Below are 23,552 nucleotides of genomic sequence, written 5' to 3' on the forward strand. Positions count from 1 at the left end.
ATGCGAATATTACTGATTTAATCCAGCAGATGATGCTGGATTAATTTTTTACGTAAAGTATTGCGGTTCAAACCAAGAATTTGTGCTGCACGTGTCTGATTGTTATCACATACGTCCATTACACAACGTAATAGCGGTAGTTCCATCTGCTGTAATACCATATCATATACTGCACAAGGTGTTTCACCATCAAGATCAGCAAAATATTGACGTACATTTGCCTCTATACATTGAGCGATACTAACTTTAGGCATTTCACTCATTTACATTTTCCTTATATAACTCAGGGCAAACTGCTTATTGCTCACGGTAATCACATGGCCACTCTGTTAATTGTGCTACTTGCCTGTCCAGAAAATCATTAACCAGCTGCAACTGTATTTGCGCATCATCTCTCGTATTCACCTGTCTGCGAAAAATTTCACCTTCCGGTAAACCAGACACATACCAGCCAATATGTTTACGGGCAATGCGCACCCCCGTAAATATCCCGTAAAAATCATGTATAGCAGAAACATGATTAACTATAATTTGCGCATGCTCCGCTACGGTCAGTGGCTGCGGTAAACAACCATGCTTATAGTAATGTACCAAATCGCGGAACAACCATGGCTGTCCCTGTGCAGCGCGCCCGATCATTACACCATCGGCGCCAGTTTGTTGTCTTATATCAATCGCTTTTTGCGGGCTGGTAATATCACCGTTAACCCATAATGGCAGATTTATCTGCTGTCTTACTTGTGTAATCAGATCATAACTTGCCGTTCCCCGGTACATTTGTGTTCGTGTTCGTCCGTGGATAGCAAGAGCAGCAATTCCTGCTTGTTCAGCTATTTGCGCAATGGTTAAAATATTACGATGATCATCATCCCATCCCAGACGGGTTTTCAGCGTTACCGGAACATCAACTGCGCCGACAACTGTTTGCAAAATAGTCTTAACCAGTGCTTCATTTTGTAATAGAGCACTACCAGCCAATACATTACATACTTTTTTTGCCGGGCAGCCCATATTAATATCAATTACTTCAGCACCACGGGCTACATTATAGCAGGCAGCCTCGGCCAGCTGCTGCGGATCACTACCCGCAATCTGTACTACCCTGACCCCGCTTTCACCGTCGTAGTCTGCCCGCTGCAAAGTCTTACGAGTTTTCTGTAAATAAGGATCACTGGTAATCATTTCACTTACAGCCCAGCCTGCACCAAATTCACGGCATAACTGACGGAAAGGTTTATCAGTTATACCTGCCATCGGAGCTAAGGCAAACGGAGTAGCAAGCTGATAACAACCAATTTGCATAATTGCTAAATCAAACGGAGAAAGAAGAATAAATATCTAAATATTGTACATTTTTTAGGCACTCACTCCAAATATAAATAATATTATTAACATAGTTCATTGATTAATTTAAAAAATTATTTATTAAATATAAAATAGTTTTAGCCCGCTAATACTATAGCCCAGTTTGTTTTCTGCAATTTGCTTTCAGATGTCCGAAATAGATATTTGCTGCATCGGTTAAATACTGATTAATCGATTACGAGTAAAATACTAACTAACAGGCCAGAATATAATAAATTTTATGCTATCTGCTTATATTTATCTCTACTGCAATAAAGCGACTATTTCAAAATGTCAGCACTTGGATAAGAAGATATAAAACAGCCTGTCGACTTGTTGGTCAAATAACCACAAGCAGATTACTGGTGATATTTAAAGTGATTTTAAGGCCTGCTGGCAATATTTATTTTATTTGCGAGTGAAGTTAGATGATTTTAGTTACAGTTAGGTGGCAGAATATATTGAAAGCTACAAATCCAGTCTATCCTACTAAAAGAGCAGCTTAATAAAGTTTTATTAAGATAAAAAACTCTATTAAGCTGCCTGATACTATTTAGATAACAATTATTCTATCCATTGAAGAATTTGTTGCTGAATTTTTTCTGCACTTAATCCCATTTGCGCTAACAATCGTGCTGTATCACCATGTTCAGTAACAATATCAGGAATTCCGAGTGTCAAAACGGGTTTAGTCAGATTATGCTGTACCAGCGCTTCAAGCACAGCACTTCCTGCACCGCCAATTTTACTGTTTTCTTCAAGCGTAACTATATAATCATGTTCTGCTGCCAGCTGTACTAATAACTCTGTATCCAGTGGTTTGACAAAACGCATATCTGCTACTGTAGCATCAATAGCATTAGCTACAGTCAGTGCCGGTTGTACCATACTACCAAACGCTACCAAAGCAATTTTACTTCCTTTGCGGCGTACTACTCCCTTACCAATTGCTACTGTGGACAAATCTGATCCCGCTTCGATACCGGTACCCGTACCACGCGGATAACGCACAGCCGCCGGCTGATTAAGCTGATAGCAGCTTGATAATAGTAAACGGCATTCGCGTTCATCACTAGGAACAGCAATTACCAGATTAGGTACACAGCGCAAATAGCTTAAATCATAGACACCCGCATGTGTCGGACCATCTGCACCGACAATTCCACCGCGATCAATAGCAAACAAAACCGGCAAATTCTGTAATGCCACATCATGAATCAGCTGATCGTAAGCACGTTGCAGAAAAGTTGAATAAATTGCTACAACCGGCTTCATCTGCTCACAGGCAAGTCCGGCAGCAAAAGTAACCGCATGCTGTTCTGCAATACCTACATCAAAATAACGTTCAGGGTAAAGCTTCTCAAACTCTACCAGACCACTGCCTTCACGCATTGCCGGAGTAATGGCCAGTAATTTATTGTCTGCTGCGGCCTGATCGATTATCCACTGACTAAAAATCTGTGTATAAGTGGGTTTAGCAGCCCCGGCAGATGAATGCAAACCCTGCTGAGGATCAAATGCACTGACAGCATGGAATGCAACCGGATCATTTTCTGCCAGTTTATAGCCATGCCCTTTTTTAGTAATAATATGCAACAATTGCGGCCCTTTACGGCTGCGCATTTCCTGCAATACATCTACCAGCTGAATCACATCATGCCCGTCAACCGGACCGGAATAGGTAAATCCAAAATTATCAAATAATGATAAAGTTTCAGAGCTGGTGCTTTCTTCAATCAGCCCCTTAATTTTATTTTCTACCCGCTGAGCCACATCCAGAGCACCCGGAACCAGACTCAGCACTTTTTCTGATTTGTGCTTGATAGATTTCACTAAGTCTTTTACATCATGCAAAGGATTTTTCGCTAAATATTTGGGTAAAGCTCCCACATTGGGTGAAATAGACATTTCGTTATCGTTGAGAATAACCAGCAAATCAATGTCCATATCTCCGGCATTATTCAACGCTTCAAATGCCTGTCCCGCCGTCATTGCCCCGTCACCAATAATAGCCACACTACGATTGGTTTTATGCTGTAATTTATCAGCAACAGCCATACCCAGAGCAGCACCAATCGAAGTAGAGGAATGACCGACGCCAAACACATCGTATTCAGACTCGCTTCGTTTAGGAAACCCGGCCAGACCACCGCATTGCCGCATTGTATTCATGCGTTGCTTACGTCCGGTCAGAATTTTATGCGGATAACTCTGATGCCCTACATCCCAAATCAGATGGTCATATGGCGTCTGATATACATAATGCAAAGCAACAGTTAACTCAACTGCCCCCAGATTACTGGCAAAGTGTCCACCTGTTTTACTTACTGATTCCAGTAAATAGGCGCGTAATTCATCGGCCAGCTTAGGTAACTGTGTTTTTTGTAAACGACGAACATCCTGCGGTAAATCAATGGTATCAAGCAGTGGTGTAGGATTCATGATCAGACTTTGCTTATTATTAATTTATTAATCCGGGTGACAGATCAAATACCTGCCAAGTAAATGCAGAGTAATTATATACCAGCATACCCCCTGCACGGGGGTATTTCATTGTATGACGATAAATTATTTTTATCCGGATTCATCCAAATAATTTAAGTCAATCAAAACAATTCAATCTTAAATTACCAATCAACACTATTGAATTACTCACGATGATAAGGATGATTATGCAGAATCGACTGTGCACGATAAAGCTGCTCTGTCAGCAATACCCGCACCATACCATGAGGTAAAGTAAGACTGGAGAGCCGCAATAACAAATTCGCCCGCTGCTTTAAACCATCAGTCATACCATCGGCACCACCAATAACAAAACACAGATTATCACCCTGATGCTGCCATTTTTTTAACCAGTCAGCGAGTTCCATCGAAGTAGGGGCTTTTCCGCGCTCATCCAGAACTATCAGGTAACTATGCGCAGGAATGGCTGTAACAATACGCGCCTCTTCTGCAGCCATTGCCTGCGCTGTACTAGTCCCGGGACCACGTTTTTCCGGCTTGATTTCTTTAAGCTGAAACTGAATTTCACGACCAAATCTTTTACTGTAATCGGTCACAGCATAATCTACCCATTGCGGCATTTTCGTTCCTACCGCCAGCACAGTAATATTCATTCAATTCCAGTAAAATGAGTATCCGGCACAAATCAATCTGCAGCCTGCCATGGCTTAGCTGCCCCAGCATGAAAGGAAGGTTTTTCACCACCCCACAAAGCTTCAATATCATAATAATCGCGTACTGCTGGCTGCATAACATGCACAACCAGATCACCAGCATCAACCAATGCCCATTCACCGCCATCAAGACCTTCAGTGCTGATAATTTCATAACCAGCCTCTTTCAAATCGACAGCCACATTGTTGGCCAGAGCCTTTACCTGACGTGTACTGTCACCACTGGCAATAATCATGCGTGAAAACAGCGAAGTTTGTGCTGAAGTATCCAGCACAATAATATCTTTTCCTTTAATATCTTCAAGTGCATTAACGCTAACGGCTACCATATTTTCCCATTGAGCGATAAGATTTTCATCCATATAGTAAAATACCCTATTATGTTAAAAGCATTTCCAGCTTAGAAATACTCTATAAATATAAATTATGCCTGATAAAGACCTTCATGGTCGATGTATTCAGCCACAGTCTCCGGAACATCATCATGATGACCTGATGACCATTTTGCACGAATATCAGTTGAGCTGACTGGTAAAAATGATGTTTGTAATAAAACTGCACGTCCGCCATCACTACCATCCGGTACCGTCATATTTTTAGCCAGTGCATCTGGCAACCATTGCTGCAATGATTCCGGCAAATCGGTTAATCTCTGTTGACCGCGCTGAGCAATTGCCAGATTCACACTTTGTAGCAGAGCCTGATAGCGATGCCAGTGAGGTAATTGCAACAATGAATCCATTCCCAGCAACCACCATAACTGAGTCTGCGGAAATACCTGACGAAACAGAGATACTGTATCAATAGTATATGTAGGTCCATTACGTAGTACATCGCAATCAGACACACTAAAACGTTTGTCTGTACTAATTGCCCTTTCCACCATAGCAAGACGTTGTAGTGCCGGTGTACAGATAACTGTCGGTTTATGATACGGATCACCAGCCGGAATAAAAATAACATTATCCAGCATTAACTCATCCGCAAAACCCTGTGCAATATGAATATGCCCATTATGCGGAGGATCAAAAGTACCGCCAAACAAACCGATACGTTTCATACTTTATTTCCGTTAACCACAATATTCAGCTTACCAGTAATCGGATGAATAACCAGACCATGCACCCTAATCTCACTGGGCATCAGAGGATGCTTACGTATCATATTCACCGAATGCATAATAGCATCTTCCACACAATCAAAATCAGTTAACCATTTATGGAAATCTACGCCGGCATTTTCCAGAATTTCAAGGCGCTCATCGCTGATCCCCCGGGCGCGCATTCGGTCAAGCATATCAGGCACATGTAATTCCTGCATGCCGCAATCATAATGCCCGATCACCATAATTTCAGTTACATTCATTTCAAATACAGCCACTAGTAATGAACGCATCACGGAACCCCAGGGATGGGTGACTAAAGCACCGGCATTACGAATTACCTTAGCATCTCCATTCTTCAATCCCAGAGCACGGGGTAATAAATCCAGAATCCGTGCGTCCATACAGGAAACAATCGCCAGATTTTTTTCCGGATATTTATCTGTAAAAAATTGCTCATACTCTTCTGCATCAACAAATCTCTGATTAAAGTCCATAATTTCATCGATTAAAGACATAATTTCTCCCTCTGCATTTATTTAATCGTTACATGAATCTTATTACATTGATACATCAGCCCGAAGAACAAAAACCATAAAATATTCAGGCAGCCCAACGGCTGCCTGTTAACAAACCGAACTGTCTATGCACCTAACCAGAGCAATTTAAAAGCCCATAGTACAGCAATAATCCACACCATATAAGAAACTTCTTTAACTCTGCCACAGAACAGTTTAATTAGTGCATAACTAATAAAACCCATTGCAATGCCATCTGCAATTGAATAAGCGAAAGGCATAAAAATCAGTGTAAAAAATGCAGGTGCAGCTTCAGATACATCTTTCCAGTCAATTTCCATCATACTGCGCATCATCAGTACACCCACATATAACAAAGCAGGCGCAGTTGCATATGCCGGCACACTGGCAGCAAGCTTGGAAAACCACAAACTGGCCAGCATCAGAAGACCAACCACCACTGCTGTCAGACCTGTACGGCCGCCTGCAGCTGCTCCTGCTGCCGACTCTACATAAGCAGTAGTAGAAGAAGTACCCAGCCCGGCACCGACTACAATTGCCGTTGAATCGGCCAGCAACGCTTTTTTTACCCGTGGTAATTTGCCATCCACTAACAAACCGGCACGTCCGGCAACACCAATCAGAACACCGGTACTGTCAAATAAATCCACAAAGAAAAACACAAAAATAACGCTAACCAGACTCATGCTAAATAAATCATGAAAATCCAGCTGTAAAAAGGTAGGAGCCAGAGAGGGAACAGGCGCAAATATTCCCTTAAACTCATTAAGACCTGCTACTGAAGCAATAGCCGTAATTGCCAAAATACCGATAATAATTCCGCCACGTATGCGGAAATGCTCCAAAGTAACTATGAAACAAAAGCCCACGATCGTCAACAGCACCTGAGGAGAATGAATATCACCCAGGCTGACCAGAGTGTTCGGATTAGATACCACTACTTCGGCACTTTTGAGCGCAACCAGAGCCAGAAATAAACCAATACCGCCGCCAATAGAATACTTGAGAGAATTCGGTAGTGAATTAACAATCGCTTCGCGCACCTTAAACAGGCTTAAGATAATAAAAACAATACCGGAAACAAAAACTGCACCCAGTGCTACCTGCCATGATATACCCATACCTTTTACAACAGCATAAGTAAAATAAGCATTCAGTCCCATACCGGGCGCGAGTGCGATCGGATAATTGGCTACCAATCCCATCATCATGCAGGCAAAAGCTGAAGAAATACAGGTAGCCACAAATACCGCACCAAAATCCATTCCGGCATCCTTAAGAATAGAAGGATTAACTACCAGAATATAGCTCATTGCCAAAAAAGTAGTCAGACCGGCTAACACCTCAGTGCGCACACTGCTGCCACTTTCTTTAATTTTAAAAAAACGATCCAGAAAAGAAGTACCCGCTGGGCTCATGCCAATTCCTTTTAATACCGAACAAAGGCCAGACAAAACCGGTTATCATTAATAAATGTTTACTGATAACCAGACGAAAAAACAAATAAATATAGCATCACATTCCGACAACAAGCACAGCCTTTATACTGTATTAATGTACATGTTCCGGTATCCAGATAAATGGATTAATGCAGCGTTTCCCCTTATTAGAAAGATTAATCACTTAATCGGCTAAAACCATTTTTCCGCGTAAAGAAAAAGTATGTGCCTCAGTGATTTCCAGCTCTACCATCTGATTAATCAGACGAGGATGCCCTGTAAAATTAACTACCCGGTTATTTGCTGTACGCGCCTGTAACTGATTAGGATCTTTTTTAGACACACCTTCTATAAGACAGCGCTGTATACTGCCAAGCATAGATTGATTAATACGCGCTGTCTCAGCTTCAATCACTGTATTTAATGCTTCCAGACGACGTACTTTTTCGGCATGAGGAGTATCATCCGGTAAATTTGCTGCTGGTGTTCCCGGACGCGGACTATAGATAAATACAAAGCTCAAATCAAAAGCCAGGTCTTGTACCAGCTTCAGAGTTTGCTCAAACTCACGCTCAGTTTCTCCCGGAAAGCCAACAATAAAGTCTGAACTTAAACATAAATCCGGCCGGATAGCCCGCAACTTACGGATAATATGTTTATACTCTAAGGCTGTATAGCCACGTTTCATTGCCATTAAAACACGGTCGGAACCAGACTGTACCGGAAGATGCAAATGTGATACCAGCTTAGGTAAATCACGATAACATTCAATAATTGCATCAGAAAATTCACGCGGGTGGCTAGTCGTAAAGCGCATGCGTTCAATACCGGGTATCTCATGCACTATGCGCAGCAACGTTGCGAAATCACAAATTTCACCATCACCCATATCGCCGCGATAGGCGTTTACGTTTTGTCCCAGCAGATTAATTTCTTTGACACCCTGTTGTGCCAGACCGGCAATTTCAGTAAGCACATCGTCAAGTGGACGTGAAAATTCCTCTCCGCGCGTGTAGGGTACAACACAAAAACTGCAATATTTGGAACAGCCTTCCATAATAGATACGAACGCTGCTCCACCTTCAACACGTGCAGGCGGTAAATGATCAAATTTTTCTATTTCTGGAAAAGAAATATCTACCTGTGACAGACCACTGGTTTCCTTATCAAGAATCATTTGTGGTAAACGATGCAAAGTCTGAGGACCGAAAACCACATCCACATAAGGTGCGCGCTGAATAATCGCCTCACCTTCTTGTGAAGCCACACAACCACCTACACCGATAATTAAATCCGGATTTTTAACTTTCAAAGGTCGGATACGACCCAAATCTGAAAATACTTTTTCCTGAGCCTTTTCCCGAACCGAGCAGGTATTAAAAAGAATAATATCTGCATCTTCAGCCCTGTCAGTTCGTTCTAATGGTTGCCCTTCTGCCAGAACAGACAGCATTTTTTCACTGTCGTATTCATTCATCTGACAACCAAAGGTTCGTATAAATACTTTTTTCATAACACCTACAATAATTATTCAACCTGAGGATTATTAGGTCTTACTAATGCGTCCTGCTCTTCATCAGTCAGTACCCAGATTTCCTGAATCTGACTTGCTCTGTCAACTCGCACTGCTATCGTTGCATTCTTAAATTTGTATAAATTGTTATACGTAACAAAACGATTATTTGTATCATGTATACGTACTCCCCTGCTTAATTGAAATGTTTTATTACCTTTAACTAAGCCCAAACTTAACGTACGTAACCATGCTTTTTTTGCCGTTCCTAATACAACCTGCTGTCCTTCTGCTTGTTTCAATACAACTATATGAATATCATTAGGTAAAACACGACCTGCCCATACTAATGAAGAGGATAAAAAAATCAGGCTCAACAATACTAAACGTAAATATTTCATGATTTCTCCTTAAATAACAATAGTCAGCTAAGCGTCAATAATTATACGCAGAAGAGAGATAAACAGCAGCTTTTTAAGAAAAACGAATTCTGAAAAGCTAAAACAGTAAATACAAACTTATTAAATCAAACAAATGTATTTAAATAGAATTACGGTAATAAACTTACACTAAACAAGTAGTTTAAATTCGGTTCAAAAATCAGCTTTTTATTTGTGTATTGATTAATTCCTAAAATAACTATATTTTCGGCATCATAACAAAAAACCAAACTTACTCAATGATGAAAAAAGTAGTGAATCGTACTTATTAAAATTTATAGATATATACTGAATTACTACATCACGACAACTAAATAAATATACATTTTCAAACTATTCACAAAACCATAAAGCAAAAAATCAAAATGAAACAAGCCAGCCTGATGGCTGGCTTGTTCGTGAAGCCTGATTACTCAGCTACAGCTTCAGATTCAGGTGCTTTCTCAACCAACTCAACCAGAGCCAGCGGAGCATTATCGCCTTTACGGAAGCCATACTTCAATATGCGCAGATAGCCACCATTCCGATTAGCAAAGCGCGGGCCTAACTCATTGAATAACTTAACAACAACATCACGATCACGTGTACGATTAAAAGCTAAACGATGATTAGCCAGTGAAGGCTTTTTACCTAAAGTAATCAATGGTTCAGCTACACGACGCAACTCTTTTGCTTTCGGCAAAGTAGTTACAATTGTTTCGTGAGTCAATAAAGAATTGGCCATATTACGCAACATAGCAGCGCGATGACTGCTGGTGCGATTTAATTTGCGGTTACCATTACGATGACGCATGTCATTATCCTTTAATCATCAAACTTGTGGCTTTTCCAGACTGGCCGGCGGCCAGGCTTCCAGTTTTGAACCCAACGTCAATCCTTTGGAAGCCAGGACTTCCTTGATTTCGTTCAGAGATTTTCTACCCAGATTCGGGGTTTTCAACAATTCAGTCTCTGTGCGTTGAATCAAATCGCCAATATAGTAAATATCTTCAGCTTTCAAGCAGTTTGCTGAACGAACGGTCAACTCCAGATCATCAACTGGACGAAGCAGAATCGGATCAATCGGTGGTTCTTTCTCTTCTACCACGGTAACTGGAGTACCCTGTAAATCTGCAAAAATTGACATTTGATCAATCAAAATACAGGCCGCATTGCGAACTGCTTCTTCAGGGTCAATAGCACCGTTGGTTTCAATATCTAAAACCAGACGATCTAAATCAGTACGCTGCTCAACACGAGCAGGTTCTACTTCAAAGCTGACACGACTGATAGGCGAAAAGCTTGCATCTAGTTGAATAGCGCCGATACGTTTGTGGTCGTCTTTATTACGACGACCTGACACAGATTCATAACCTCTGCCTTGTTCAACCTTAATTTCCATATTGATACTACCACCTTCAGACAGGTGGCAGATAACATGATCAGGGTTAACAATTTCGACATCATGAGGTAACTCAATATCAGCTGCGGTAACAACACCAGCACCTGATTTTTTCAAACTTAAAGTTACTTCTGTGCGGCCATGCACTTTAAATACTACACCTTTCAGGTTCAGCAGAATATCAACAACATCCTCCTGAACGCTGTCAAGTGTAGAATATTCATGCAATACGCCTTCAATCGTTACTTCTGTCGACGCATAACCATTCATTGATGACAGTAAGATACGACGCAAAGCATTACCCAACGTATGGCCGAAACCACGTTCAAAAGGCTCCATAGACACTTTGGCACGGGTAGCAGACAAGGTGTCAACGTCAATTTGACGTGGCTTCAAGAATTCGGATGTGTTTTGCATTTAACTGTCCTCACTTAACCAGCTTTATTTAGAGTAAAACTCTACCACCAGCTGTTCATTAATATCGCCACTCAATTCAGTGCGATCTGGCATGTTTTTGAAAACACCTTCCAGCTTGCCTTCTTCAACAGAAACCCAGCTTGGTAAACCGATCTGGCTGGCAAGACTGAATGCTTCCTGAATTCGCACCTGTTTTTTGGCTTTTTCGCGAACAGCAACCACATCACCAGCTTTCACCTGAAAAGAAGGGATGTTTACAACCTGACCGTTCACGGTAATGGCTTTGTGAGATACCAACTGACGGGCTTCGGCACGAGTAGAGCCAAACCCCATACGGTATACCACGTTGTCTAAACGAGATTCCAACAACTGAAGCAGCAATTCACCAGTCGAACCTTTACGACGGGCTGCTTCAGCAAAGTAACGGCGGAACTGACGTTCTAACACACCGTAAATACGGCGGATTTTCTGTTTTTCACGTAATTGCAGACCATAGCCGGACAAACGCGGTTTTTTTGCGCCATGCTGGCCGGGAGCAGAGTCTAGTTTACATTTTGAATCCAGAGAGCGACGTGCACTCTTCAGAAACAGATCTGTGCCCTCACGACGGGCTAATTTACATTTCGGGCCGGTATAACGTGCCATACTCAAATACTCCTGTTAGATACGACGTTTTTTAGGTGGCCGACAACCATTGTGTGGCAATGGAGTAACGTCTGTAATACTGGTAATCTTGAAACCAAGAGCGTTGAGCGCACGCACAGAAGATTCGCGACCAGGACCCGGCCCTTTAATGCGAACTTCCAGATTTTTTACGCCATACTCTTGGGCAACTTTACCAGCTGCTTCTGCCGCAACCTGAGCGGCAAATGGTGTGCTCTTACGTGAACCTTTAAAACCAGCACCGCCAGAGGTAGCCCAAGATAATGCATTGCCCTGACGGTCAGTGATAGTAATGATGGTATTATTGAAAGATGCATGTACATGCACAATACCTTCACTTACGGATTTACGTACTTTCTTGCGCACACGAGCTGTGTTTGCTTTAGCCATTATTATTCCTTATCAATTATTTCTTGCCTGCGATCGCTTTACGCGGACCTTTACGCGTACGCGCATTGGTACGGGTACGCTGACCACGGCACGGTAAACCACGACGATGACGCAGACCACGATAACAGCCCATGTCCATCAGACGTTTGATGTTCATGGTTACTTCACGGCGTAGATCACCTTCTACATGGTATTTGGCAATCTGTTCACGCAAAGCATCAAGCTGAGTCTCGTCTAAATCTTTTACTTTAGTGCTCGGCACAACGCCGGCAGCTTCGCAAACCAGTTTAGCGCGAGACGAACCAATACCATAAATAGCCTGAAGGCCAATTACGATATGGGCATTGTTAGGGATATTTACCCCTGCAATACGAGCCATATTTTTTCCTTAGGGCAAAAGTCTGTCACTATAACACAAAGACTTATGGTTATCCATTAGCCTTGGCGTTGTTTATGACGAGGGTCAGTACAAATCACGCGTACGACACGATTACGACGAATGATTTTACAATTACGGCAAATTTTCTTTACCGATGGCTGAACGCGCATATTATTTCCTTTCTACTCTTAGCGGGCGCGGAAAACGATGCGGGCACGAGTCAAATCGTACGGAGTCAATTCCACAGTCACTTTATCACCGGGTGAAATACGAATGTAATGCATGCGCATTTTTCCGGAGATATGACCTAAAACGACGTGATCGTTTTCAAGTTTAACTTTAAAAGTTGCGTTGGGCAGGGTTTCAAGAATTTCACCCTGCATTTGTATGGTATCTTCTTTAGCCATAATACTTAACGACGTGATGATAATGATTTCATCGCAGAACGCTTCATCAGATGTTCATACTGACTGCTCATTACGTAAGAAGCGATTTGCGTTTTAAAATCCATGGTCACCACCACCAGAATAAGTAGTGAGGTGCCACCTAGGTAGAAAGGTACATTCATCGCAGAAGTCAGCACTTCCGGAATCAGGCACACGATAGCAATATAAATTGCGCCCCAAAAGGTCAAACGCAATACAACTTTCTCCAGATAACGACTGGTTTGCTCACCAGGCCGAATACCCGGAACGAAAGCACCACTTTTCTTCAGATTTTCTGCCATTTCCCTTGGACTGAACACCAAAGCCGTATAGAAATAACAAAAGAAGATAATAGTAGCTGCAAATAACAAAATATAAACAGGCTGACCATGCTGCAATAATGTAGCCAGTTTCTGTAACCAACTATCCGGATTTGCCGAACCAAACCAGCTTAACAGAGTAGATGGAAACAAAATGATACTGGATGCAAAAATTGGCGGAATAACCCCAGCCATATTCAGTTTGAACGGCAGATGAGAGTTTTGCGCCTGCATAATGCGATTACCTACCTGACGTTTGGCATATTGCACAGGTACTTTACGTTGTGCACTTTCAATATATACAACAGCATATATCAATGCCAGCGCACCAACAATCAGTGCAACAGCCATCAGATAACTAATTGATCCCTGACTGGTTAATGTCAGCAAACGACCAATACCGGCAGGCAGACTGGCTGCAATACCGGCGGTAATAATCAGCGAAATACCATTACCTATACCACGTTCAGTAATTTGTTCACCCAGCCACATCAGAAACATGGTTCCTGTAACCAGACAAACCATAGTTGAGAAATAAAACTCAATCTGACCGGAAACTACTACATTTTGCTGGTAAACAAATGCAGCAGCACCAAAGCTTTGCAAAGTGGCCAGCAAAACAGTACCGTAACGGGTATATTTGGTCAAAGTACGGCGCCCCGCCTCACCTTCTTTTTTTAGAGCCTTCAATGAAGGAATAATTTCAGAAGCAAGCTGAATAATAATTGAGGCTGAAATATAGGGCATTACACCTATTGCAAAAATACTGAACCGTTGCAGAGAACCGCCGGAAAACATATTAAGCATACTCAATATGCCCCCGCCGGCACTTTCATACAATTTGGTCAAAGCAGCACCATCCACACCGGGCACTGGAATATGTGAACCGATGCGGAATACAACCAACGCACCAAGTAAAAATAACAGACGATTTTTTAAATCACCGAACTTTGAAAGTCCTGTTGCGGATTGCGGATTAGCCACTTGAGTCCTTGCCTTATTCTGCTACTTTACCACCGGCAGCTTCAATGGCCTGTTGCGCACCTTTGGTGGCCTTAATACCATTTAAAGTTACCGCCTTATCAATACTGCCTGATGCAATAATTTTAACATTCAGAGCAGTAGCAGGCACCAGTCCTGCCTGTTTCAGAACTAAAACATCAATTTCATCAACTGCAATTTTAGCCAGTTCATCTAAACGCACTTCTGCATTCAGATTAGCAGTCAGAGATTTAAAACCGCGTTTCGGCAGCCGGCGTTGCAAAGGCATCTGACCGCCTTCGAAACCGACTTTATGATAACCACCTTTACGGCTTTTCTGACCCTTATGGCCTCGGCCACAAGTTTTGCCTAAACCGCTGCCAATGCCACGACCTACACGGCGAGCCGCGTGTTTAGCACCTTCAGCAGGTTGAATGGTATTCAAAAGCATGTTACTTCTCCACTTTCAAAAGGTAGCTGATTTTATTGATCATGCCACGATTTTCGGGGGTATCAAGCACTTCAACAGTATGCTCGCGGTGACGTAAGCCTAAACCGCGTGCACAGGCACGATGAGCAGCAATAGTGCCAATCAGGCTTTTAACCAGTGTAATGCGTATGGTTTTTTGCTCACTCATGATCTGCTCCTAAAATTTCTTCTACGGTCAGGCCACGTTTAGCAGCAATCTCAGCCGGCGTATACAGCTTAGACAATCCGTCCAGAGTTGCGCGAACAATGTTGTATGGATTGGTTGAACCATGTACTTTAGCAGAGATATTATGAATACCCATTGCATCAAATACCAAACGCATTGGACCACCAGCTTTCACACCATTACCTTCTTTGGCCGGTTGCATGAATACACGTGTTGCACCATGGCGACCAATTACTTCGTGATGAATGGTACGTCCATTTAAAGGCACTTTGATCATATTGCGGCGGGCTTGATCCATAGCTTTCTGTACAGCCACAGGTACTTCTTTAGATTTACCTTTGCCCATACCAATGCGACCATCGCCATCACCTACTACGGTTAAAGCCGAGAAGGCCATAATGCGGCCACCCTTAACCACTTTGGTCACACGGTTTACGGCAACCATTTTTTCAATCAGGCCGTCACCGCGTTCTTCAGTTTCGTGTTTTGCCATATTTCTGGTCTCCAGTTTATTAGAAGCTCAAACCGTTTTCACGGGCTGCCTCAGCCAAGGCTTTAACGCGACCATGGTATTGAAAACCAGAACGGTCAAAAGCCACTGCATCAATGCCGGCCGCTTTGGCTTTTTCAGCAATGCGTTTACCAACTACAACAGCAGCATCTACATTGCTACCATATTTAATGCTGGCACGAACATCAGCCTCAAGAGTAGAGGCCTGAGCCAGTACTCGGTCACCTTCAGCGCTAATAACCTGGGCATAAATGTGATTATTGGTGCGGAAAACGCACAATCTCACTTTGTTCAGGGCTGCAATTTTGGCACGGGTTTTACGTGCTCGACGCAGTCTTGCTACATTTTTATCCATCAGTGAGCCTCAATTATTTTTTCTTGGTTTCTTTAATAACGACACGCTCATCAGCATAACGTACACCTTTACCTTTATAAGGTTCCGGCGGACGGAATCCACGAATTTCAGCGGCCACCTGCCCTACTACCTGTTTATCTGCACCGGCAATGATTACCTCGGTAGCAGAAGGAGTAGTAGCAGTAATACCTTCAGGCAATTCGTAATTAATCGGATGAGAGTAACCTAAAGAAAGATTCAATACTTTACCCTGAGCCTGAGCGCGATAACCCACACCAATCAGTTGCAGCTTTTTCTCAAAACCATTGCTCACGCCCACAACCATATTGTGCAATAAAGCACGAACTGTACCGGATAAAGCATTTGCTTTTGTACTGTTATCATTGGCGGTAACAACCAGCTGACCATCATTCAATGCTACATTTACTTCAGCGTGCTGATGCAGAGACAATTCGCCGTTTTTACCTTTAACAATGATAGCCTCTGGAGAAAACTTAACGTCAACGCCAGCCGGAACCACTACCGGATGTTTTGCAATTCGAGACATGTTTTCTCCTTAGGCAACTACGCACAATAACTCACCGCCAATACCATTGGCTCGGGCTTTACGGTCAGTCATTACGCCTTTAGAAGTGCTCACAATCACAACGCCCAAACCATTCATTACAGAAGGAATGTCGTTGGAACCTTTATACACACGCAGACCAGGACGTGATACGCGCTGAATGCGCTCAATTACCGGCTGACCAGCATAGTATTTCAATTGTATTTCCAATGTCGCCTTGGTTTCAGTAGATACGGCGAAATCTTCTACGTAGCCTTCTTCTTTCAAAACTTTGGCAATTGCTACTTTCAGTTTTGAAGAAGGCATACTTACAGAGACTTTATTCGCACGCTGAGCGTTGCGAATACGGGTCAACATATCGGAAATAGGATCATGCATACTCATATTTTATACTCCTATTACCAGCTGGCTTTGATGACACCCGGAATTTCACCACGCATGGCGATTTCACGGATTTTGGTACGGGCCAAGCCGAATTTACGGAAATTACCACGCGGACGACCGGTCAAAGCGCAGCGACGACGTTGACGAATCGGAGCAGCATTACGCGGAATAGCCTGCAGTTTCAGACGTGCCTGAAAATGTTCTTCATCAGTCGCGTTAGCATCATTGATGATGGCGAAAATGGCTTCACGCTTTGCAGCATATTTTTTTGCCAAAGCTTCACGCTTCAGCTCACGATTAATAAGTGCTTTCTTAGCCATAATTAACCCTTAAACGGAAATTTGAACAGAGACAGCAGTGCTTTGGCTTCTGCGTCAGTTTTGGCAGTAGTGGTAATAGTAATATTTAAACCACGCAAAGCATCAATTTTATCGTATTCAATTTCCGGGAAAATAATTTGTTCACGCACGCCCATGTTGTAATTACCACGACCGTCGAATGATTTACCATTTACACCGCGGAAGTCACGTACACGCGGCAAAGCGATTGCAATCAGACGATCCAGAAATTCATACATACGATCACGGCGCAAAGTTACTTTGCAGCCAATCGGGTAATTATCACGGATTTTAAAGCCTGCAATTGACTTGCGTGCTACAGTTACTACTGGTTTCTGACCAGCAATTTTTTCCAGATCACCAACTGCATGTTCCATTACTTTTTTATCGGCAACCGCTTCACCAACACCCATGTTGAGGGTAATTTTTTCAATACGCGGTACTTCCATGATAGATTTGTAACCGAACTGTTTGGTCAACTCAGGAACAACAGTAGTGTTATAAAAGTCTTTTAAACGAGCCATTGATTACTCCTTAAGCTCCCACGGCGGCACCGGTAGATTTATATACACGGGTACGCACTACTTTGCCGTCTACAGTTTCTACTTTGATACCTACGCGGTCAGCTTTTTGGGTTTCCGGATTGAAAATCGCTACATTGGAAATAGCCAATGGCGCATCTTTGGTGATTACACCACCTTCAATCCCACGCATGGGGTTAGGTTTCTGGTGACGTTTAACACGATTTACGCCGTCAACAATCACTTTATCACCCAAAACACGCACTACTTTACCCTGTTTGCCCTTATCTTTACCGGCAATAATGATCACCTGATCACCAGTTTTAATCTTTTTCATTGCAACCTCACTTACAGTACTTCAGGAGCCAATGAAACGATTTTCATGAATCGCTCAGTACGTAGCTCACGGGTTACCGGGCCAAAAATACGGGTACCAATTGGTTCCAGTTTGGTATTCAACAGCACGGCTGCATTGTTATCAAATTTGATCAGTGCTCCGTCATTACGACGTACACCTTTAGCTGTACGCACTACCACAGCGTTATATACATCGCCCTTTTTAACGCGACCACGGGGAGCTGCGTCTTTTACGGCCACTTTAATAATGTCGCCTACAGATGCGTAGCGACGCTTAGATCCACCTAATACTTTGATGCACATTACGCGGCGCGCACCAGAGTTGTCAGCCACATCTAAGATGGTCTGCATTTGAATCATGTTATTACCTTTAAAAATCCAACTTAATTTACCGCTTTCAGTCAGCCTGTTACCACTTAATAGCTGTCTGAAACCATTAACGGTTCTAGTAAACCAGTCTTGGGTCCCGAAGGGAGAGTTCCGGCGACTGCCGGAGACTTTCAAGAAACTGAAAGTTAAGGAACGAAGTTTACAGACAATATCTGATTGTCGCAAGACTTCGTTCCCTAATTGCAGCACATTGTTGTGTTAATTACACATTACGTGCTTTCTCAATCAGCTCAGTTACAACCCAGCTTTTGGTTTTTGACAACGGGCGACCTTCGGAAATGACAACAACGTCACCAATACCGTATTGGTTTTGCTCATCGTGCGCATGGATTTTAGTAGAACGACGGATTACTTTACCATACAGCGGGTGTTTCACTTTACGTTCCACCAATACTGTTACAGTTTTATCCATTTTGTCGCTCACGACTTTGCCCTGCAAAGTACGTACGTTTTTAGCTTCAGTCATTATTCACCATCCTTCTGATGCAAAATGGTTTTTACACGAGCAATATTACGACGCACTTTTTTCAGCTCACTGTTTTTACCCAGCTGGCCGGTGGCGTGCTGCATACGCAAACCAAACTGCGCTTTCAACAGACCAACCAGTTCTTCGTTTAACTGCTCAACAGATTTGTCTTTCAATTCACTGGTTTTCATTATTGACCTACCTGGCGTTTAACAAATACAGTCTGAATCGGCAATTTGGCTGCAGCCAGTTCAAAAGCCTGACGAGCCAATGTTTCATCAACACCGTCCATTTCGTAGAGCATTTTGCCCGGCTGGATTTCAGCAATGTAATATTCCACATTACCTTTACCGCCACCCATACGAACCTGAATTGGTTTTTCAGTAATAGGTTTATCCGGGAATACGCGGATCCAGATACGACCGCCACGTTTAATATGACGGGTCATTGCACGACGTGCTGCCTCAATCTGGCGTGCAGTCAAACGACCGCGACCCACAGCTTTCAGACCAAAATCACCAAAGCTAACTTTATTGCCACGAGTAGCAATACCGGTGTTGCGGCCTTTTTGCTGTTTGCGGTATTTCATTCTAGTTGGCTGCAGCATTTCGACCACCTGCCTTTCTGCTGTGTTTCTTGTCCTGTTCCGGCTTAGCCTGAATTTCACCCGGTGTCAGTTCACCTTTGTAAACCCAGACTTTGATACCGATAATGCCATATGTAGTTTTGGCTTCGCTGGTAGCGTAGTCAACATTGGCACGCAGGGTATGCAAAGGCACACGACCTTCACGATACCATTCGGTACGCGCAATTTCGATACCGTTCAGACGACCTGAAGACATAATTTTGATGCCTTTGGCGCCAACGCGCATAGCATTCTGCATAGCACGTTTCATGGCACGACGGAACATAACGCGTTTTTCCAGTTGTCCGGCAATATTGTCCGCAATAATTTGCGCATCGATTTCCGGTTTACGGATTTCTTCGATGTTTACATGCACCGGCACGCCCATGATTTTCTGCAAATCACGTTTTAATACTTCAATGTCTTCACCTTTTTTACCGATTACAATACCAGGACGGGCACTGTAAATGGTAATACGTGCAGATTTTGCCGGGCGTTCAATTACCACGCGACCTACAGAAGCATTTGCAAGACGTTTGCGTAAAAAATGACGCACGTCGATATCTTCTTTCAGCACTTTGGAAAAGTCGCCGCTTTTGGCAAACCACTTGGAAGACCAATCTTTATTCACTGCCAGGCGAAAGCCTGTAGGGTTAATTTTTTGTCCCATCGCTTTTCCTTAGTTGCCTACAATCACGTTGATGTGACAAGTTTGTTTTTCGATGCGGTTACCACGACCTTTAGCACGTGCCTGAAAACGTTTCAGACTCGGACCTTTGTCGATATAAATAGTAACCACTTTCAGTTCATCGATATCAGCACCTTCGTTGTGTTCAGCATTGGCTACTGCAGATTCCAGCACCTTTTTAATCAGTTCAGCACCTTTTTTCGGGCTGAATGTCAAAATATTCAACGCCTGGGCAATATCTTTACCACGTACTAAGTCAGCTACCAGACGGGCTTTTTGTGCTGAAATACGGGCATTTTTGTGTTGTGCACTAACTCTCATGTTTTATCCCTTATTTTTTAGCCTTCTTATCAGCCAAATGGCCTTTGAAGGTACGGGTCAATGAGAACTCACCCAACTTATGACCAACCATGTTATCGCTGATAAATACCGGCACGTGGGTACGGCCGTTGTGTACAGCAATGGTCAGACCGATAAAATCAGGCAGAATAGTGGAACGACGTGACCAGGTTTTAATCGGGCGTTTGTCGTTATTAGCACGAGCCGCATCGACCTTTTTCAGTAAATGCAGGTCGACATATGGGCCTTTTTTTAATGAACGAGCCATATCAGTTAACCTTTATTTGAGTAACGGCGGCGAACAATCATATTGTTCGTGCGTTTATTACGACGAGTACGATAGCCTTTAGTCGGTGTACCCCATGGGCTAACCGGTTCACGAGCTTCACCAGTACGACCTTCACCACCACCATGCGGGTGGTCAACCGGGTTCATCACAACACCGCGTACGGTCGGACGAATACCACGCCAGCGTTTAGCACCGGCTTTACCCAGTTTTTGCAGGCTTTGTTCTTCATTGCCTACTTCACCAATGGTGGCACGGCAATCAACATGAATTTTACGTACTTCACCTGAACGCAGACGCAGCTGTGCATATACGCCTTCTTTTGCCAGCAATACAGCAGATGCACCAGCTGAACGGGCAATCTGTGCACCTTTACCCGGTTTCATTTCGATACAATGAAGAGTTGTACCTACCGGAATATTGCGGATTGGCAGATTATTACCAGCTTTAATTGCAGCTTCAGAACCGGAAACCAATACGGCACCTACCTGAACATTACGCGGCGCAATAATGTAACGGCGTTCACCATCTGCAAAACACAATAACGCAATATGAGCGGTACGGTTCGGATCGTACTCAATACGTTCCACTTTAGCAGCGATACCGTCTTTATCATTACGTTTAAAGTCAACAATACGGTAATGGTGTTTGTGACCACCACCTTTATGACGGGTTGTAATGCGTCCGCCGTGATTACGACCGGCAGTTGAAGACTGTTTTTCTAATAATGGTGCATAGGGTGCACCTTTATGCAAGCCTTCCGCAACCACGCGTACCATTCCGCGACGGCCAGCAGAAGTCGGCTTCATTTTAACAATAGCCATAGTGCTTATTCCTTATCTGCAGAAGCGGCAGCAGATTCAATATCCAGCTCCTGTCCAGCCGCCAGGCTGACATAAGCTTTCTTAACATCGCTGCGCTTACCGATGGTACGGCCAAAACGTTTGTTTTTGCCTTTAATGATGGTTGTGGCTACAGAATCCACTTTCACATTAAATAATAGTTCCACTGCTGCCTTAATTTCAGGTTTAGTGGCATTCGGCAATACTCTAAACGTCATCTGGTTGCGTTTTTCAGCCAGCATGTTGCTTTTTTCGGAAACAACAGGAGCCAAGAGCACTTGCATTAAACGTTGTTGATTCATACCCATTGCTCCTCAAGTTGTGCAACTGCTGCTTTGGTAAGCACCACTTTCTTAAAGCGTAACAGATTGTACGGATCAGTTTGCTGTGCTTCCAGAACCAGTACATTAGGCAGGTTGCGGCTAGACAAGTAAACGTTTTCATCCAGCTGTTTGGTAATGAACAATACCTGCTCCATACCCAGATTTTTAACCTGTTCAGCAAATGCTTTGGTTTTAGGAGTAGCAGCAGACAATTCATCAATAACAAACAGGCGTTCATCGCGTACCAGCTGAGACAGAATGGCTGCCATACCCGCACGGTACATCTTACGATTTACTTTCTGGGTAAAGTTTTCATCTGGTTTATTCGGGAACGCACGACCACCACTGCGCCACAGCGGAGAAGATGTCATACCGGAACGGGCACGGCCGGTTCCTTTCTGACGCCATGGTTTTTTAGTGGAGTGTTTTACTTCGGCACGGGTTAACTGTGAACGGTTACCGGAACGGGCATTGGCCAGAAAAGCTGTAACCAGCTGGTGAACCAGATCTTCATTGTATTCACGTGCAAACAATGCGTCAGACGCAGCAACTGCACCTGCAACCTGACCCTGAGCATCAATTAATTTCAGTTCCATTACGCACCTACCTTCACGCTCGGACGCACGACAACGTCGCTGTTAACCGCACCGGGCACCGCACCTTTTACCAGCAATAACTGACGTTCGGTGTCTACGCGTACGATTTCCAGATTCTGAATGGTGGACTTAACGTTACCGTACTGTCCGGCCATACGTTTGCCACGGAATACGCGACCCGGATCCTGTGCCATACCGGTTGAACCAGGCACACGATGAGAGCGTGAGTTACCGTGAGAAGCACGCTGAGAACCAAAATTGTGACGTTTGATGGTGCCAGAAAAGCCTTTACCTTTACTGGTACCAGTGACATCAATTAACTGACCTGCTGCAAAAATGCCGACATTGATTTCAGCACCGGCAGACAATTCAGCCAGTTTTTCTTCAGAAACAGCAAATTCAACCAAACCACGACCGGCTTCAACACCTGCCTTGGCAAAATGACCTGCCTGTGCCTTGCTTACGCGATTGGCTTTTTTCTGACCAAAAGTTACCTGTACGGCAGTGTAGCCGTCAGTAGCTTCGGATTTGAGTTGAGTGACGCGATTGGCAGACATATCCAGTACAGTTACCGGAACTGATGCGCCGTTCTCATCGAACACGCGCGTCATGCCTACTTTGCGCCCAACCAGACCTAAAGTCATAGTTATTTCCTTTTATAAAGGGACCAATTACGATTGATTGGCCTCGCACAAATAAAGAATCTTGCCGACGTAAAATCGGCAAGATGGCGATAGTATCATGTTTACTCTGCATGAATCAATTTTTTATGCAAGTAAAGCACGGATTTTTAGATAA

Annotated in this window: 38 protein-coding genes; all 38 read right to left on the reverse strand. The window is 43.4% G+C overall.

Annotated features, from left to right (window positions below; translation table 11 throughout):
- Positions 1-17: 17 nt before the first annotated feature.
- Complete coding sequence (locus GYX91_RS10090; RefSeq protein WP_037394816.1) at positions 18-254, reverse strand: Fis family transcriptional regulator; 237 nt, start codon at positions 252-254, stop codon at positions 18-20.
- A gap of 43 nt (positions 255-297) precedes the next feature.
- On the reverse strand, positions 298-1,302 hold the full coding sequence (gene dusB / locus GYX91_RS10095) for a tRNA dihydrouridine synthase DusB (protein WP_174830742.1): 1,005 nt from the start codon (positions 1,300-1,302) through the stop codon (positions 298-300).
- Between the two features lie 606 nt (positions 1,303-1,908).
- On the reverse strand, positions 1,909-3,786 hold the full coding sequence (gene dxs, locus GYX91_RS10100; protein ID WP_174830743.1) for a 1-deoxy-D-xylulose-5-phosphate synthase: 1,878 nt from the start codon (positions 3,784-3,786) through the stop codon (positions 1,909-1,911).
- 206 nt (positions 3,787-3,992) lie between these two features.
- Entirely contained in the window at positions 3,993-4,463 is a 471-nt protein-coding gene (gene rlmH / locus GYX91_RS10105; protein ID WP_174830744.1) for a 23S rRNA (pseudouridine(1915)-N(3))-methyltransferase RlmH, read from the reverse strand.
- Positions 4,464-4,495: 32 nt separating this feature from the next.
- The gene (gene rsfS / locus GYX91_RS10110; RefSeq protein WP_110414712.1) at positions 4,496-4,885 is read right to left on the reverse strand and encodes a ribosome silencing factor; all 390 of its coding nucleotides are present in this window, start codon (positions 4,883-4,885) and stop codon (positions 4,496-4,498) included.
- Between the two features lie 62 nt (positions 4,886-4,947).
- Entirely contained in the window at positions 4,948-5,583 is a 636-nt protein-coding gene (gene nadD, locus GYX91_RS10115) for a nicotinate-nucleotide adenylyltransferase (RefSeq protein ID WP_025331680.1), read from the reverse strand.
- Positions 5,580-6,143 carry a carbonic anhydrase gene (locus tag GYX91_RS10120; RefSeq protein WP_025331681.1) on the reverse strand — a complete coding sequence of 188 codons (564 nt, stop codon included), beginning with the start codon at positions 6,141-6,143 and terminating at the stop codon, positions 5,580-5,582. The genes nadD and GYX91_RS10120 overlap by 4 nt, the downstream gene beginning before the upstream one ends.
- Positions 6,144-6,268: 125 nt before the next feature.
- Positions 6,269-7,582: an NCS2 family permease gene (locus tag GYX91_RS10125; RefSeq protein WP_041880047.1), complete on the reverse strand. Its 1,314-nt coding sequence runs from the start codon at positions 7,580-7,582 to the stop codon at positions 6,269-6,271.
- Between the two features lie 205 nt (positions 7,583-7,787).
- Positions 7,788-9,116, reverse strand: a complete 1,329-nt coding sequence (gene miaB, locus GYX91_RS10130; RefSeq protein WP_174830745.1) for a tRNA (N6-isopentenyl adenosine(37)-C2)-methylthiotransferase MiaB — start codon at positions 9,114-9,116, stop codon at positions 7,788-7,790.
- Positions 9,117-9,130: 14 nt separating this feature from the next.
- Positions 9,131-9,517, reverse strand: a complete 387-nt coding sequence (locus tag GYX91_RS10135; protein WP_174830746.1) for a hypothetical protein — start codon at positions 9,515-9,517, stop codon at positions 9,131-9,133.
- 448 nt (positions 9,518-9,965) lie between these two features.
- Positions 9,966-10,349: a 50S ribosomal protein L17 gene (gene rplQ, locus GYX91_RS10140; protein ID WP_025331685.1), complete on the reverse strand. Its 384-nt coding sequence runs from the start codon at positions 10,347-10,349 to the stop codon at positions 9,966-9,968.
- Between the two features lie 18 nt (positions 10,350-10,367).
- Positions 10,368-11,354 (reverse strand): DNA-directed RNA polymerase subunit alpha, encoded by a 987-nt coding sequence (rpoA, locus tag GYX91_RS10145; RefSeq protein WP_025331686.1) that lies wholly within the window; start codon positions 11,352-11,354, stop codon positions 10,368-10,370.
- A 24-nt stretch (positions 11,355-11,378) separates the two neighbouring features.
- On the reverse strand, positions 11,379-11,999 hold the full coding sequence (rpsD, locus tag GYX91_RS10150) for a 30S ribosomal protein S4 (protein WP_025331687.1): 621 nt from the start codon (positions 11,997-11,999) through the stop codon (positions 11,379-11,381).
- A gap of 15 nt (positions 12,000-12,014) precedes the next feature.
- Complete coding sequence (gene rpsK / locus GYX91_RS10155; RefSeq protein ID WP_025331688.1) at positions 12,015-12,407, reverse strand: 30S ribosomal protein S11; 393 nt, start codon at positions 12,405-12,407, stop codon at positions 12,015-12,017.
- A 16-nt stretch (positions 12,408-12,423) separates the two neighbouring features.
- On the reverse strand, positions 12,424-12,786 hold the full coding sequence (rpsM, locus tag GYX91_RS10160; protein ID WP_025331689.1) for a 30S ribosomal protein S13: 363 nt from the start codon (positions 12,784-12,786) through the stop codon (positions 12,424-12,426).
- A 56-nt stretch (positions 12,787-12,842) separates the two neighbouring features.
- A complete protein-coding gene (gene rpmJ, locus GYX91_RS10165; RefSeq protein ID WP_003697674.1) occupies positions 12,843-12,956 on the reverse strand; it encodes a 50S ribosomal protein L36 in 114 nt (37 codons plus the stop codon).
- Positions 12,957-12,974: 18 nt separating this feature from the next.
- On the reverse strand, positions 12,975-13,193 hold the full coding sequence (gene infA / locus GYX91_RS10170) for a translation initiation factor IF-1 (protein WP_003684714.1): 219 nt from the start codon (positions 13,191-13,193) through the stop codon (positions 12,975-12,977).
- Positions 13,194-13,198: 5 nt separating this feature from the next.
- Complete coding sequence (secY, locus tag GYX91_RS10175; RefSeq protein WP_025331690.1) at positions 13,199-14,515, reverse strand: preprotein translocase subunit SecY; 1,317 nt, start codon at positions 14,513-14,515, stop codon at positions 13,199-13,201.
- A gap of 13 nt (positions 14,516-14,528) precedes the next feature.
- Positions 14,529-14,963, reverse strand: coding sequence for a 50S ribosomal protein L15 (rplO, locus tag GYX91_RS10180; protein ID WP_025331691.1), 435 nt, complete (start codon positions 14,961-14,963; stop codon positions 14,529-14,531).
- A gap of 1 nt (position 14,964) precedes the next feature.
- Positions 14,965-15,150 (reverse strand): 50S ribosomal protein L30, encoded by a 186-nt coding sequence (gene rpmD / locus GYX91_RS10185; RefSeq protein WP_025331692.1) that lies wholly within the window; start codon positions 15,148-15,150, stop codon positions 14,965-14,967.
- Positions 15,143-15,661: a 30S ribosomal protein S5 gene (rpsE, locus tag GYX91_RS10190; RefSeq protein WP_025331693.1), complete on the reverse strand. Its 519-nt coding sequence runs from the start codon at positions 15,659-15,661 to the stop codon at positions 15,143-15,145. The genes rpmD and rpsE overlap by 8 nt, the downstream gene beginning before the upstream one ends.
- 19 nt (positions 15,662-15,680) lie before the next feature.
- On the reverse strand, positions 15,681-16,034 hold the full coding sequence (gene rplR / locus GYX91_RS10195; RefSeq protein WP_025331694.1) for a 50S ribosomal protein L18: 354 nt from the start codon (positions 16,032-16,034) through the stop codon (positions 15,681-15,683).
- Positions 16,035-16,047: 13 nt separating this feature from the next.
- A complete protein-coding gene (gene rplF / locus GYX91_RS10200; RefSeq protein ID WP_025331695.1) occupies positions 16,048-16,581 on the reverse strand; it encodes a 50S ribosomal protein L6 in 534 nt (177 codons plus the stop codon).
- Positions 16,582-16,590: 9 nt separating this feature from the next.
- Positions 16,591-16,983: a 30S ribosomal protein S8 gene (rpsH, locus tag GYX91_RS10205; RefSeq protein ID WP_084564662.1), complete on the reverse strand. Its 393-nt coding sequence runs from the start codon at positions 16,981-16,983 to the stop codon at positions 16,591-16,593.
- A gap of 14 nt (positions 16,984-16,997) precedes the next feature.
- Positions 16,998-17,303: a 30S ribosomal protein S14 gene (gene rpsN / locus GYX91_RS10210; protein ID WP_025331697.1), complete on the reverse strand. Its 306-nt coding sequence runs from the start codon at positions 17,301-17,303 to the stop codon at positions 16,998-17,000.
- Positions 17,304-17,305: 2 nt separating this feature from the next.
- Positions 17,306-17,845 carry a 50S ribosomal protein L5 gene (gene rplE, locus GYX91_RS10215; RefSeq protein ID WP_025331698.1) on the reverse strand — a complete coding sequence of 180 codons (540 nt, stop codon included), beginning with the start codon at positions 17,843-17,845 and terminating at the stop codon, positions 17,306-17,308.
- A 10-nt stretch (positions 17,846-17,855) separates the two neighbouring features.
- A complete protein-coding gene (gene rplX, locus GYX91_RS10220) occupies positions 17,856-18,179 on the reverse strand; it encodes a 50S ribosomal protein L24 (RefSeq protein WP_025331699.1) in 324 nt (107 codons plus the stop codon).
- 11 nt (positions 18,180-18,190) lie between these two features.
- Positions 18,191-18,559, reverse strand: coding sequence for a 50S ribosomal protein L14 (gene rplN, locus GYX91_RS10225; protein WP_025331700.1), 369 nt, complete (start codon positions 18,557-18,559; stop codon positions 18,191-18,193).
- A gap of 232 nt (positions 18,560-18,791) precedes the next feature.
- Positions 18,792-19,055 (reverse strand): 30S ribosomal protein S17, encoded by a 264-nt coding sequence (gene rpsQ, locus GYX91_RS10230; RefSeq protein WP_025331701.1) that lies wholly within the window; start codon positions 19,053-19,055, stop codon positions 18,792-18,794.
- Positions 19,055-19,246: a 50S ribosomal protein L29 gene (rpmC, locus tag GYX91_RS10235; RefSeq protein ID WP_025331702.1), complete on the reverse strand. Its 192-nt coding sequence runs from the start codon at positions 19,244-19,246 to the stop codon at positions 19,055-19,057. The genes rpsQ and rpmC overlap by 1 nt, the downstream gene beginning before the upstream one ends.
- Positions 19,246-19,662: a 50S ribosomal protein L16 gene (gene rplP / locus GYX91_RS10240; protein ID WP_037394618.1), complete on the reverse strand. Its 417-nt coding sequence runs from the start codon at positions 19,660-19,662 to the stop codon at positions 19,246-19,248. Before rplP ends, rpmC begins: the two co-directional genes overlap by 1 nt.
- The gene (gene rpsC / locus GYX91_RS10245; RefSeq protein WP_037394614.1) at positions 19,646-20,350 is read right to left on the reverse strand and encodes a 30S ribosomal protein S3; all 705 of its coding nucleotides are present in this window, start codon (positions 20,348-20,350) and stop codon (positions 19,646-19,648) included. Before rpsC ends, rplP begins: the two co-directional genes overlap by 17 nt.
- Positions 20,351-20,359: 9 nt before the next feature.
- Positions 20,360-20,689 carry a 50S ribosomal protein L22 gene (gene rplV / locus GYX91_RS10250; protein ID WP_037394611.1) on the reverse strand — a complete coding sequence of 110 codons (330 nt, stop codon included), beginning with the start codon at positions 20,687-20,689 and terminating at the stop codon, positions 20,360-20,362.
- 10 nt (positions 20,690-20,699) lie between these two features.
- Entirely contained in the window at positions 20,700-20,975 is a 276-nt protein-coding gene (gene rpsS, locus GYX91_RS10255; RefSeq protein ID WP_025331704.1) for a 30S ribosomal protein S19, read from the reverse strand.
- A 5-nt stretch (positions 20,976-20,980) separates the two neighbouring features.
- Positions 20,981-21,817 (reverse strand): 50S ribosomal protein L2, encoded by an 837-nt coding sequence (gene rplB / locus GYX91_RS10260; RefSeq protein WP_037394606.1) that lies wholly within the window; start codon positions 21,815-21,817, stop codon positions 20,981-20,983.
- Between the two features lie 5 nt (positions 21,818-21,822).
- Positions 21,823-22,137, reverse strand: coding sequence for a 50S ribosomal protein L23 (gene rplW, locus GYX91_RS10265; RefSeq protein WP_025331706.1), 315 nt, complete (start codon positions 22,135-22,137; stop codon positions 21,823-21,825).
- Positions 22,134-22,754: a 50S ribosomal protein L4 gene (gene rplD / locus GYX91_RS10270; protein WP_025331819.1), complete on the reverse strand. Its 621-nt coding sequence runs from the start codon at positions 22,752-22,754 to the stop codon at positions 22,134-22,136. Before rplD ends, rplW begins: the two co-directional genes overlap by 4 nt.
- Complete coding sequence (gene rplC, locus GYX91_RS10275; protein WP_037394597.1) at positions 22,754-23,398, reverse strand: 50S ribosomal protein L3; 645 nt, start codon at positions 23,396-23,398, stop codon at positions 22,754-22,756. The genes rplD and rplC overlap by 1 nt, the downstream gene beginning before the upstream one ends.
- Positions 23,399-23,552 lie beyond the last annotated feature (154 nt).

The sequence above is a fragment of the Snodgrassella sp. ESL0304 genome (assembly GCF_013344995.1).
GTDB lineage: Bacteria > Pseudomonadota > Gammaproteobacteria > Burkholderiales > Neisseriaceae > Snodgrassella > Snodgrassella alvi.